The organism is Chitinibacter tainanensis DSM 15459, from assembly GCF_000429785.1.
Lineage (GTDB): Bacteria > Pseudomonadota > Gammaproteobacteria > Burkholderiales > Chitinibacteraceae > Chitinibacter > Chitinibacter tainanensis.
Window position 1 is genome coordinate 386,263 of sequence record NZ_KE386951.1, and the last position, 11,621, is coordinate 397,883.

12 protein-coding genes and 1 pseudogene are annotated in these 11,621 nt (G+C 49.1%); 9 read left to right on the forward strand and 4 right to left on the reverse strand.

Annotated features, from left to right (window positions below; all coding sequences use genetic code 11):
* Positions 1 to 158 precede the first annotated feature (158 nt).
* On the forward strand, positions 159 to 470 hold the full coding sequence (locus tag G482_RS0111195) for an H-NS histone family protein (RefSeq protein ID WP_028450099.1): 312 nt from the start codon (positions 159 to 161) through the stop codon (positions 468 to 470).
* 84 nt (positions 471 to 554) lie between these two features.
* Here the strand turns inward: G482_RS0111195 and G482_RS0111200 are convergent, their stop codons facing one another.
* Complete coding sequence (locus tag G482_RS0111200; RefSeq protein ID WP_028450100.1) at positions 555 to 806, reverse strand: helix-turn-helix domain-containing protein; 252 nt, start codon at positions 804 to 806, stop codon at positions 555 to 557.
* Between the two features lie 232 nt (positions 807 to 1,038).
* Between G482_RS0111200 and G482_RS0111205 the strand changes: the two genes are divergently transcribed.
* Genes G482_RS0111205 through G482_RS0111215 form a run of 3 tightly spaced genes read left to right on the forward strand, consistent with a single transcriptional unit; the run spans position 1,039 to position 3,303 of the window.
* Complete coding sequence (locus G482_RS0111205; RefSeq protein ID WP_034619522.1) at positions 1,039 to 1,365, forward strand: hypothetical protein; 327 nt, start codon at positions 1,039 to 1,041, stop codon at positions 1,363 to 1,365.
* A gap of 14 nt (positions 1,366 to 1,379) precedes the next feature.
* The gene (locus G482_RS0111210; protein WP_028450102.1) at positions 1,380 to 2,183 is read left to right on the forward strand and encodes a hypothetical protein; all 804 of its coding nucleotides are present in this window, start codon (positions 1,380 to 1,382) and stop codon (positions 2,181 to 2,183) included.
* 43 nt (positions 2,184 to 2,226) lie between these two features.
* Positions 2,227 to 3,303 (forward strand): hypothetical protein, encoded by a 1,077-nt coding sequence (locus G482_RS0111215; RefSeq protein ID WP_156905392.1) that lies wholly within the window; start codon positions 2,227 to 2,229, stop codon positions 3,301 to 3,303.
* Between the two features lie 63 nt (positions 3,304 to 3,366).
* Here the strand turns inward: G482_RS0111215 and G482_RS19665 are convergent, their stop codons facing one another.
* Entirely contained in the window at positions 3,367 to 5,700 is a 2,334-nt protein-coding gene (locus tag G482_RS19665; protein WP_051258953.1) for a mechanosensitive ion channel domain-containing protein, read from the reverse strand.
* A 220-nt stretch (positions 5,701 to 5,920) separates the two neighbouring features.
* Between G482_RS19665 and G482_RS18395 the strand changes: the two genes are divergently transcribed.
* Positions 5,921 to 7,156: a patatin-like phospholipase family protein gene (locus tag G482_RS18395; RefSeq protein WP_156128948.1), complete on the forward strand. Its 1,236-nt coding sequence runs from the start codon at positions 5,921 to 5,923 to the stop codon at positions 7,154 to 7,156.
* Positions 7,157 to 7,289: 133 nt separating this feature from the next.
* On the opposite strand, the gene G482_RS0111230 is transcribed toward G482_RS18395, so the two are convergent.
* Both G482_RS0111230 and G482_RS18400 read right to left on the reverse strand, forming a co-directional pair.
* The gene (locus tag G482_RS0111230) at positions 7,290 to 8,261 is read right to left on the reverse strand and encodes an IS256 family transposase (RefSeq protein ID WP_373277569.1); all 972 of its coding nucleotides are present in this window, start codon (positions 8,259 to 8,261) and stop codon (positions 7,290 to 7,292) included.
* Between the two features lie 28 nt (positions 8,262 to 8,289).
* Positions 8,290 to 8,469 (reverse strand): annotated as a pseudogene (locus tag G482_RS18400) (transposase); the annotation flags it as partial.
* 85 nt (positions 8,470 to 8,554) lie between these two features.
* Here G482_RS18400 and G482_RS0111240 point away from each other — a divergent pair.
* The 4 genes from G482_RS0111240 to G482_RS0111260 all read left to right on the forward strand — a co-directional run bounded on the left by G482_RS0111240 (position 8,555) and on the right by G482_RS0111260 (position 11,524).
* Positions 8,555 to 9,001: a hypothetical protein gene (locus G482_RS0111240; protein WP_028450105.1), complete on the forward strand. Its 447-nt coding sequence runs from the start codon at positions 8,555 to 8,557 to the stop codon at positions 8,999 to 9,001.
* Between the two features lie 239 nt (positions 9,002 to 9,240).
* The gene (locus G482_RS0111245; RefSeq protein ID WP_028450106.1) at positions 9,241 to 9,627 is read left to right on the forward strand and encodes a VOC family protein; all 387 of its coding nucleotides are present in this window, start codon (positions 9,241 to 9,243) and stop codon (positions 9,625 to 9,627) included.
* 862 nt (positions 9,628 to 10,489) lie between these two features.
* A complete protein-coding gene (locus tag G482_RS0111255; protein WP_034619523.1) occupies positions 10,490 to 10,942 on the forward strand; it encodes a spore coat protein U domain-containing protein in 453 nt (150 codons plus the stop codon).
* Positions 10,943 to 11,065: 123 nt separating this feature from the next.
* Positions 11,066 to 11,524 carry a spore coat protein U domain-containing protein gene (locus tag G482_RS0111260; RefSeq protein WP_028450108.1) on the forward strand — a complete coding sequence of 153 codons (459 nt, stop codon included), beginning with the start codon at positions 11,066 to 11,068 and terminating at the stop codon, positions 11,522 to 11,524.
* Positions 11,525 to 11,621 lie beyond the last annotated feature (97 nt).

The window sequence follows — 11,621 nt, forward strand, 5'->3', positions numbered from 1 at the left end:
GCAGATACAATAAAAATCAGATCTGAATTAAATCAGGGATTGGTTAAATTAGGTTTATGTGTATGATGTAGATTAGTTGTCTGTGATGCACGCTTAGAATGTTTGCTCGGACGGACTACTGCAACACAATAAGTACCTATAGTAATTAAGGAAAACACATGCAACTTGATAACAAAACCTACGAAGAACTGAATTCATTGCTCACTCAGATTAATGCTGAGTTGGCTAGCCGGCGCTCGACCGAGATTGAAAAACTGCGCGCTGAAGTGCAACAACGTGCAGCGACTCTGGGCCTGAGCATCGCCGACCTGTTCGGCGGCAAAGCGGGCAAGAAAACCGCTAAAGCAGTTGCGGCAAAATACGCAAACCCACAAGACCCATCACAACAATGGACAGGTCGCGGCCGTAAACCTCAATGGGTTCACGATGCACTGACTGCTGGCAAAACGCTGGAAGAACTGGCGATCTAATTTGATCGACTGAGTAAGTCCCTCAAACGCAAAAGCCCCATCCAAGGATGGGGCTTTTTATTGTCTCCGTTATGGATGCCCTTGCTAGAGCTTGATGTGCTCAAACCCATCAGGGTCGACCAGCTTTGACAAGGGCACACCGAGGGCTTGTGCCAGCAAGCTCATGCTATCGATTGAGATATTCCGCTCCCCTCGTTCCACTTCCGACACATAGGTTCGGCTCATCCCGGCCTGCAAGGCCAGCGCTTCTTGCGAGAGGTCTTTAAGTCGACGTGCCAGCCGGACATTGTAGGCAAACACTTGTCGAGCTGTTGCGGGTTGGGTTGTATTTTTCATGCATTGCAGCATGCCCAGTTGCCGCACGCTTCACTACGCGCTATCGTTGCAGATATGACAACTATCGTTATCTTTGTGTTATGCAATAACAACGAGAAGTTGCTGATCAATGACAGCCTGTCCTGCGCGAGGCCCCGCTATGAAACGAATCCTACTCCCCCTCATTGCATTACTCTGCCTGAGTCACCCAGCCTGGTCCAAACCCAAGACTGGCGCAGAATGGGACCGCTGCGTGCAAAGTGTGCCAGAGCAGGTCTTCCGAGATAGCGGTCGCTTTGGGGTGGATGAGTGGGTGGCAAAACATTGCGGCGCCACCAAACCCATTGAAGGCGGCAAGCTGGCCAAAGCGGACTGCGATCGCTTGTTCGAAATCCAGCAGGAATGCAAACGCTTCAAGGCGGATGATCTGTGGTCACTGTCGAATGCCAGCCGGGGCAATGCCAATAGCCTCTTAGCGGGACCCAAGCTGGAGCAGTTCGATCAGTTATGTGGTGCAGTCGGTCGAGGTCAGGCTTTGCCGACGCAGAAGGCCTTCAGCAAACAATACTGCACACAATGATGGAGTGTCAGGCTATGAATCAGACGCCCATTGAGCTCGACGAAACGAACTTCAACGCCTTTTGCCAAGCGCGTGCTTTTCGGATGCGGAATTACTTCTTCGGGAAGCGCCTCGTGGGCTTTACGAGTCTTACCGGACTCGTCCTTGCCCCTGAGCGCCGCGAACGAGAAAAAATCACCAGCCACTACGGTCAACACCCGGGGTTTGATACCCATAAGCTGTATGTAACGTCCAAAACCGAGGTTGATAGCCACTTCTGGCTGTTTGATCCTGCAGTGGGTGAAGTCGAAGTGGATTTGCCTAAGTTGGATATCTCGGTACGCGAAGGACAAGTGCTGAGCCTGCTCTACGCCTCGTCTCAGTTCAAACCACTGATTGGCAAACCCGAAATCCGCACGCTGCCGATTGGCATCGTGAATCACAGTACGCAACAGCGCTATCTCTTGGCCAGCGCGAGCGATATTCGGGATGCCTTCAAATTGCGTGACTTTTTAAATGTCCCGACGATCTTCACCCCAATTGTGGTGCTCGGGGCCTGGCTTGCGAGTTTCGCGACCAATGACGGCAGGCTGATCATGGGTTTCGGTGGACTGGCTTTGTTGTACGCCCTGATGGCGCGCTGTTATTTGATCTTCAATATGACGGCGGCGCCCGAAGTCGGCTTTGCATTCGACTGGCCGCAATTCTGGATGGTGCATAAGCCCAACTTAGAGCGAGTCGTCAATCGTTTGCTGGAATGCCTAGCGGACCCAGAGGCTGTCACGTCCGAAGAGCTGGACCCTACCCCTGAAATTTCATTCTCATACAACAAATCCTAGATTGATCATGCGACATCCACACCCGCTCACCACGAGTCTTCTGATGCTGACCACGCTACTCACCGCTTGTGGTGGGGGTGGCGGTACAGGCGCCTCGACCAATACCGGTACGTCGACGAGTACCAGTACGCCTGCCCCCTTGGTGACACCAGCACCGACAGTGGATCCATCGCAGACCACTGCGACAGCCACCGTAGCGGCGCAAGCGTATTTGAATGCCGCGCGCAATGAATGTGGGTTCGGCGCCATCACGACTTCAAGCGCCCTCAATTCAGCAGTGGTTGATGCCAATAACTATTATCTCAACCGAGTAGCCGAAAACGATCTGAGTTATGTGCATACTCAAACCGTGGGTAAGACTGGTTTTACCGGTGTCACCCCAGCCCAGCGAGCCAGTTATCGCGGCTATCCCAATGCCAATAGTGCGGGCGGCATGACGGCGACGCCTCGGGTTGCAGAAACCCTCACCACCCAGGGCTTGCCGGCAGGCTATACCTTCCAGAGTTTGAATACAGCCGGCCAAGCCATGGCTCAAAGCCTATTGAATACGGTGTATCACTTGGGGGCCAATATGTTGCCGCTCAGTGACGTGGGTACCTCTTTCGTCAAAGCCACCACCGCTGATGGCAGCGAGCAGTTCCGGCTGACCTTCCTGCAAGGGGATTTGACCTTCGTGGATGCTGGCAAAGTAGGCCAAGATCGCGCCAGAACCTATCCCTGCCAAGGCTCCAAAGTCCCCAATGAATTCCGCCCTAATCAGGAAGTCCCGAATCCCGCACCGGATGTTGGCGCCCGCGTAGTGGGTACCCCGATCCTGATTCAGGTGCCACAAGGGGTCACACCTTCAATCATCTCAGCAACGATCAAAAACACCAGAACTGGCCAATTTGTACCGGTTCGTCGCATCCAAAATGGGTGTACCAATCCAATTCCTGGTGATCTAACGGGCTGCTATCAGGGTGAGTCGAGCTTTGATGCTGCCCAAGCATTCTTGCTCCCGATGGACCCGCTGGAAGCAAACACCGTGCATGAGGTGGTGATTAACCTGAACACCTTGCCGCAGATCGCGTTCAGCTTTACACCGATCGGAGCGCTCAATCCAGTTCTGGTTAAAAAATAATCAAGGGTGGTGGCGCATCAGAATATCCATGCCCCTCAAGGGGCACGCAAACAATAGGACTAATCATGCTTGGTTTGGCCTACTATTTTCAACTGACAGACTCGCAGCTTGCAACTCAACACGAAGCGGTTTATCTCCTGCTAGATCTATATGTACATCCCGTTGTGGGAAAGCTATCGCTATGTTGTGCTTTCTTAGAGTTGCTTCAATCATAAAGCGCAAATCGCTAGCAATCTGCCGGCCCGTCATTGAACCATTTAGATCAACCCAATAGTACACACCAAATACCAAGGCATCTGCAGCAAAGTCTTCAAGTAGGATTTCTTTCTTTTGATGCTGGTCGATATGCCCATGCTGCAGAAGAACGTCTTCAAGTAACCGAGCGACCAATCTCACATCACTACCGTACGCCACACCGACTTGCACACTTTGTCTCACAAGACTACTTGAGTAGGTCCAATTCGTGACGTTTTGCTCCAAAAAAGTGCTGTTGGGAACTAGAGTATCAATGCCGTTAATATCGCGCAAAACGGCAGCACGAACACTCATATCAACGATAGTGCCACGTAACCCACCAACTTCTACGGTATCTCCAGGCTTAAATGGGCGCTCTAGGAGCATCATGAGTCCACTAATGAGGTTTTTAAGAAGTGTCTGAGTACCAAAACCTAGACCAATTGCAATGGCACCACCAAGAAATGCAAACGCAGCCAACGGGATACGCACCAAAAGCAAACTATTAATCAATAGAATCAGGAATGAAAATGAAAGTAACCATCGCTTAGTAATCCGAATTGCAACTGGGGACCAGCATGAATGTTGGCGCACTTGCCGCTCAATTAAATTACCAAGCCAGATACACACAGAAAAACCGACAGTCACCAATAGAATTGCAACGATAACCTTGCCAATGGTAACACTTCTTCGAATTGAGACATTTTGTCCATCAACGTTAATATCATCGTTAACATTGAACAACTCAAAATTCCAACTATTTTCAACAAATGACAGTAATGTATCCTGCCATTGCGAATAACGGGCACCAAGGCTTTGGGTTACTTCTTTTCCTGCGAATTCATCAGCCCAGCGACTGAATAGCATCCGATTATGTGTAATCTCTGCTTTAGCTTCTGAATAGCGCGCTTCGCGGGCTTGCCATAGCTGAGCAAGATTTTGGCTATGGGGATCCTTTTCCTGAAATAGCCGAGCTGATTGGCTTTGCGCCACCAATATGGATGATTCAAGATTTTCTTCCAGACCAGATAGATGCTTAATCCAACCTAGAATTTGCTCGTGAACAACGGCGAGTTGATCACGAGCCGCACTTTGACTTATTTCAAATCTTTTCTTCCAGAATGTACTTTCAAGTGTATTTGCTAAAATACTATCAGACAGCAAACCAGCACTAATCGCATTGCTTTCTAGGCGCATCTGCAAAAGGTATTCATCCTGCATTAGCTTATTAAGCTGATGAGAAAGGAGTCTCCTTCTCTCGTCTGCCTGTACTTTATCACTTAATGGATATAGTCTTAATTCTTGCTCCAACTCCTGCCGTCTGGCAATTAAATTACCAAGACCCAGCTGTAGCTTGTTTTCCTCTCCATTCAATTGCTGTTGCTTAGTTTTAAGTTCTTTCTGGCGTTTAGAAATGCTACTCAATATGCGATCTAAGTCCTGCTTTTCGAATCTAGGTGCGGAGGAGACTTTCAAGAGGCTAGCATTCAATGCATCACGCCATTCGCGCTGTGTTTGCAACTGGGCACGTGTAAATCGTTGTCGAGCATCTTGTGCCGCCAATATTGCGGAATAAGCTTCCTGCTTCAGCTGTGCAATCTGAAGAGCCTGTAGTGCTTGAGTCTTTTTACTGGAATCGGATACATTTTTATCTAGAGCTTCTGTTTTCTGACGTAACTCGACCTCACTATTGGTAAGATTGCTTCGATTCTGCTCAAGCTCTTTTTCTTGCATAGTCAAACTTGCAATTAAATTTTTTATTTCATTATCTGTTAATTGAAGTTGACTCCGCCGGTTATCAAGATCTACTATATTATCGACTGGGAATAATGGCTGAGAGATAATTGACTTACGAAGTTCGATTTGCCCAGCAAGTCCGGCAAGTGCAACTTGATTTTGCTGGTATGCATAGATTTGCAGCTCAAGCCAGATACGATTGTCGTTCTGATCGCCACTATCTGATGCATTGAGTCGATCGATAGCCTGCTGAGCTAGGGCGATTTTCTGTGCCAATCGCTGAGGATCATTCTCCGTCATGAGCTTTGTAGGCCCACTTGCGTTTTGACCATCACGCTGAATCTGGGATGGAAACAAAGCATCTAGACCTGCATTGCTATAGAACGACAATAACAATAAAAAGATCAGCACAAAGCGAAGCTGCATAACGTTCTTAGGTTGGTAGATTAGTTAACCCTCATTGTTGTGTAGCTGAGGCCTAGTTGCAAGCAAGTAGACGCCTAAAAATGATTATTTTATCTGTGCATGCTAGTCACCAAGATCCATCTTGATGTAAACCTAATGAAAAGATGATGATCTAAGATGGTTTATTATTTGTGGGGGTCTTCGTACCTCTAATGACACGTTCGAAATTAAAGGAGTCTTTGTGAGTCAATTCGTTGTTACAACCAGTAGCAAATGGGTTACTACTTTACTTAGCTCCATCATCCTCTCGTTCGTGGTTGTTGCCTTTTCCGGCTGTGCAACGCCCCAAAATCGAACCTCTCCTCTTCCGAAGGCTTTAGAGAAGCAAGCTTTTATCCCTGATATACCAGAGGCACGCTACTGGGGAGATCAAACTCCAGATGGGTTTGAACGCTGGAAAAATCTAAGTGATAGTGAATTGGAGTCGAGGTTTTCAGCGATAATGAATCGCCCTCACAATTATCTCGTTGTTTCAGGAGGGGGCGCCGATGGTGCTTTTGGGGCTGGACTTCTGGTCGGTTTATCTGCAGCAGGCAAACGCCCAGAATTTCAGATTGTTACAGGTGTAAGTACTGGAGCACTGATCGCACCTTTTGCTTTCTTAGGCTCTGAATATGATCCTCAATTAAAAGAAATATACACAAGTTACTCATCCAAGGATCTGATAGAAGTCCGAAGCATTTTATCAATTATAAGTGGTGATGCGGCTGCAGATACAGTTCGCTTGAAAACACTCATTAAAAAATACATCAATGATCAAATGATTGAGAAAATTGCGATTGAAGGCCGCAAGGGACGATCATTGTTAGTTGGCACGACGAACCTAGACGCCACGCGTCCGGTGACATGGGACATTACCAAAATAGCGGCTAGTGGCAGCCCAAATGCAAAGGAGCTTATTCACAAAGTGATTCTTGCCTCTGCATCCATCCCTGGGGCTTTCCCACCTGTGCTTATTGATGTCAATGTGGGTACTAGAGTGTACCAGGAGGTTCATGTGGATGGCGGTGTAACTTCACAACTATTTCTGTCTGCACCGGGTTTGAATTGGAAACTAATCGCACAACGACTTAAGGTTGAAGGCACCCCACAGATTTATGTAATAAGGAATTCAAAGTTGACACCGGAGTGGGACAACGTTGGACTTTCTTTAGTTCCAATTCTAAGCAAGTCGATTTCATCACTAATCCGGACCCAGGGAATAGGCGATTTAGCCAAAGTTTATATTCTTTCGCAAAGGGATGGCATCGGCTTCAATTTGTCCTGGATCCCAATGGATTTCAATGAGAAGCCAAACGACTTCTTTGATAGAGAATACATGAAAAAATTATTCTCACTAGGATATGAAAGAGCATTAAATGGAAATGCATGGCAGCATCAGGTCGCCGTAAATCACTTAGATTTACCTGAGAAGTAGTTTTACAGAAAAATTAGAAATAGACTTGAAAGCTATATCGCCACCCAACGACCTATAGCATGCTTTATTTAAGAATGCTCGTGCTGGCCTCATGTGAGGGTGTGCAGAATTTTGTGTAAATCGGCTTCGTTGATTACTGAGGAAGTCGTTCCTCAAACTGGATAGTAAACCGGGTTAGCGCCGCTTTCCAATCCCGCAGTGGCATCGTCCATTTCTGGCTGATGTTGCGCAGCGCCAAATAGAACAATTTCAGTAACGCTTCATCGCTCGGGAATGAGCCCCGGTTTTTGGTCAGCTTGCGCAGGCTCATATTCATCGACTCAATCGCGTTGGTCGTGTAAATCACTTTGCGGATTTCCGGTGGGAAGTCAAAGAAGGGAGTCAGCCGCGGCCAATTGCGCCGCCAGGATTGGCTGATCGGCAAGTATTCTTCATCACAGCTCGCTTCAAATTCAGCTAGCCGCTGTTCGGCTTCTTCGACCGTCGCCGACTGGTAAATCCGCTTCAGATCTTCCGCAACCGCTTTGCGCCGTTTCCACGAAACATAATTCAGGCTGTGACGCACCATATGCACGATGCACAGCTGCACCGCTGTCTTGGGGAAGACCGCTTCAATCGCTTCGGGGAAGCCTTTGAGTCCATCGACGCAGGCAATGAAGATATCCTGCACGCCGCGATTGCGCAGCTCGGTGACGACCTGCAGCCAGAATTTGGCGCCTTCAGTCTGAGCAACCCACATACCTAGCACCTCCTTCTCACCCGCCATAGTGACGCCCAGTGCCAAATAGACCGCTTTGATACGCACGCTACCTTCGTGGACTTTGACGTGAATGCAGTCTAGATATGCAATCGGATAAACCGCGTCTAGCGGCCGCGATTGCCAAGCTTTGACTTCGTCGATGACCGCATCGGTAACCGATGAAATCAGGCTGGGCGACACCTCGGTGCCATACATTTCTTCCAGATGAGCCTGAATCTCGCGCACCGTCATGCCACGTGCGTAGAGCGAGAGGATTTTGTCATCAAAGCCAGTCCAACGGGTCTGGTGCTTGAGCAGACCCTGCTCACCGATGAGGTCTTCGGGTTTTTGGTAGTTAGCCAGCAGGTCTGTGATCAATTCATCAGGAATGGGGTGCTTTGGGCGTCATGCCGGCGAGTTCTTCGCGCAATTGCCGAACCCATTTATCCATGGTCGACTTACCTACGTTCATTGCCTGGGCGGCCTCTCGAACGGAATAGCCTTTGTTGAGCACAAGCTGCGCACATTCGAGGCGAAATTCAGGCGTGAATGTGGGTCTGGTTTTGATGTTCATGAAGTCATCTAATCACTGATGAGGTGCAGGATAACACCTCTAATCAGGTGGCCAAATTCAGTGTGCCACTACAGATTTGACCTTCGTGGATGCAGGCAAAGTAGGCCAAGATCGCGCCAGAACCTATCCCTGCCAAGGCTCCAAAGTCCCCAATGAATTCCGCCCTAATCAGGAAGTCCCGAATCCCGCACCGGATGTTGGCGCTCGTGTAGTGGGTACCCCGCTTCTGATTCAAGTGCCACAAGGGGTCACGCCTTCAATCATCTCAGCAACGATCAAAAACACCCGCACTGGCCAGTTTTTGCCGGTTCGTCGTATCCAAAATGGGTGTACCAATCCAATTCCTGGTGATCTAACGGGCTGCTATCAGGGTGAGTCGAGCTTTGATGCGGCCCAAGCATTCTTGCTCCCGATGGACCCGCTGGAAGCAAACACCGTGCATGAGGTGGTGATTAACCTGAACACCTTGCCACATATCGCGTTCAGTTTTACGCCGGCCACTGCAATTAACCCAGTAGTCATAAAAAAGTGACCACGACTTATCACGACACTTCTCTGTTAAGGGAATCCGCAGACTAGGGAGCATACGGACCAGATGGCTTGATTTAAAACGCTGGTGCCGGAACACAAGCGTGCCAATGGGCACAACCGACTGTTAGCTTTCATGGATCATTAACACGAAACGATTGAGAAGAAATAGAGAACCTGCATAACATGTTGAATCGGCTATACATTAGCCCTATTCAAAACTTCTTCAAAAGGTGCCCCACCATGAAAAGCAATCCTGTTGGCTGGTTTGAAATCTACGTTCAGGACATGCCTCGTGCTAGGGCATTTTACGAAGCGGTCTTTGATGGCACATTAGAAGAGCTAAAAAATCCTGATCCAATCGGCTTCCCAGAGATGGAGATGTGGGCATTTCCAATGTCAATGGAAGATTCAGGTGCAGCTGGAGCGCTGGTAAAACTCCCTGGCTGCCCTTCTGGAGGGAGTACATTGGTCTATTTCTCTTGCGAGGACTGTTCAGTTGAGGCTGCACGGGCGGCGGCAAATGGTGGAGAAGTTTTTAAACCTAAACTGTCTATTGGTGAACACGGTTTTATTGCGATGGTGGTCGATACTGAAGGCAATCTGATTGGCCTTCATTCAATGCAATGATGGCCTAACGATTCTTCGGGAGGAGGTCATCCACTCGAAGACCTAGCCTGCTAGGCCCGATTTCCACCCCACGCAGCACGTTGAGTGGATGTACAGCTACTTAGAGTGACTGGCTATGCATACACGTACGCTAACTTACCGATCTGAAGCGTTGAGTAGCGTCGCGAATTGAATGGCGTGATGCTCATAGACAAACCAAGCTACAGCATGTTTAACATGAGGCTCGTCTGGTGCAACGCGATGAACTGGATAGCCTGGGGACTCCTCACCCAGAATTGGGCCTGCAGATGACCACTCTCCATATTGGCCAACGATGTAACGGGTGAAAGGTTGTTTTGATGCTGAGCTCATGCAGAAAGTATCTCGACTGTTTTCGCAATCGTATCAATTTTTGAGCAAGAATTGAAAACTGTTGAGCACTAGGGAAGGTGGTGAAGCTGCTGATATTGCAGCCCTGCAAATATGGAGCTTATCCGGACAATACGGCAGTTTCCTGCCAAATAACCATTTACACAAAATTAGGACACCCTCCAGAGGTAGGTCAATTCAGCGTTCGCAAAAAATGCCCAAAGCATTAACTTCTTCGTTTAAGCTACGTTTTGGCAAAAAATATGCTGCTTAGCCTTTTCCAAGTTTTAACTTCAGTTGACTTTATGAGAACTCTAGGTCTAATTTTCCTCAGCCTAGTTGTTTCATCGCTTTGGGCTAAAGAAGTGAGAATTAGCGCCAATGTGGTGTCAACTTGCGCCACGAAATTGCCTCCTGCAAGCGCCCCGCTCGACATCACAACCACGCAGCAAGGCCCAGTTGACTGTAAACAAGGCCGACAGTGGGCCGCTATCAGCAAAAGGGAGGAACAACAATGGCAACGCGTATTTATCGACTATTAGCCACGTTCTTGCTATGCGCCCTCAGCACATTCACGCAAGCGGCGGCGACAAGCCAATTGCAGCTACAAATTACCGTGCTGGGCAGTTGTAGTTTTGTGACTGGCGAAGATTTAGTGATGGACTTTGGCGAGCTAGGCCATGGCGATCGCACACTGCAAAGCAGCGTGCCTGTCACCTGCACCAGCGGCACCGAATTCTACGTTCGGCTCAGCGATGGTTTATATCCATCGGGAACACAGCGGCAAATGGCGGCTAGAAATGGCAATGCGCGCCTACCCTACGCCATTACGGTGAGCCCTAGCTCGGGCATCAGCCAAGGCAGCGTGATTGATTTACAGCTCAAAGCCACCGTATTGGAAGCCGACTACGCCACCCGCCCAATTGGCACCTACACCGACACCGTTGTACTGAGCGTTAACCCGTAAGCTTCGATGTAATATTACACGCCGTCGCAGTGGACTACTGCGATGAAGCGCACTCCCTGCCTCATTAAACTGTGAACTAGGTTTATGCGTTTTAAACCCATTGTTTTCAAAAGAGGCATCATCATGAATAAAATTGCGACCCATCTACTTGCAGCGCTTGCGGCAGCCACTCTAGCCACGTCGGCGGTAGCGGCGAGCAAAAACGTCATTATCAATGCCAATATCGTCGGCACGTGTGCCTTTACCGATGCGTCTGACGTCACCATCAATATGGGCGACTTACGGGCAGGCCAAGGCGATGTTAGCCAACCCGCGTCAACGCAATTTTGGTGCAGTGCAGGCGTGCCATACACGATTTCGGCCGACTCTGGCCGGAATGCCGAAAACGGCAGTAATCAATTAATCAGCGGCGCGAATAAACTGCCGTATGAATTGGCACTAGACAAAGAAAGCGGCACCGGGGCAGGCATCGCCAGCCCAGAAACACTCAATTTAAGCGCCAAAATCAAAGGCAGCGATCTAGACGCCGCCGCGGTGGCCAATGGTTATACCGACACCGTCGTACTAACGCTCACGCCTTAATCCACGTATTGAGCCACTCGCCAATGCACATTGAGCTACGCTGTCGCTCGGGTACACCACTCGGTGCCCGCAAGCCCTAAAACGGCCTGCATTGGCG

Coding starts and splice junctions, on each gene's coding strand:
- G482_RS0111195 (WP_028450099.1), top strand. CDS start 159: ATGCAACTTGATAACAAAACCTACGAAGAACTGAATTCATTGCTCACT.
- G482_RS0111245 (WP_028450106.1), top strand. CDS start 9,241: ATGAAAAGCAATCCTGTTGGCTGGTTTGAAATCTACGTTCAGGACATG.
- G482_RS0111215 (WP_156905392.1), top strand. CDS start 2,227: ATGCTGACCACGCTACTCACCGCTTGTGGTGGGGGTGGCGGTACAGGC.
- G482_RS0111255 (WP_034619523.1), top strand. CDS start 10,490: ATGGCAACGCGTATTTATCGACTATTAGCCACGTTCTTGCTATGCGCC.
- G482_RS0111200 (WP_028450100.1), bottom strand. CDS start 806: ATGAAAAATACAACCCAACCCGCAACAGCTCGACAAGTGTTTGCCTAC.
- G482_RS0111210 (WP_028450102.1), top strand. CDS start 1,380: ATGAATCAGACGCCCATTGAGCTCGACGAAACGAACTTCAACGCCTTT.
- G482_RS19665 (WP_051258953.1), bottom strand. CDS start 5,700: ATGCAGCTTCGCTTTGTGCTGATCTTTTTATTGTTATTGTCGTTCTAT.
- G482_RS0111260 (WP_028450108.1), top strand. CDS start 11,066: ATGAATAAAATTGCGACCCATCTACTTGCAGCGCTTGCGGCAGCCACT.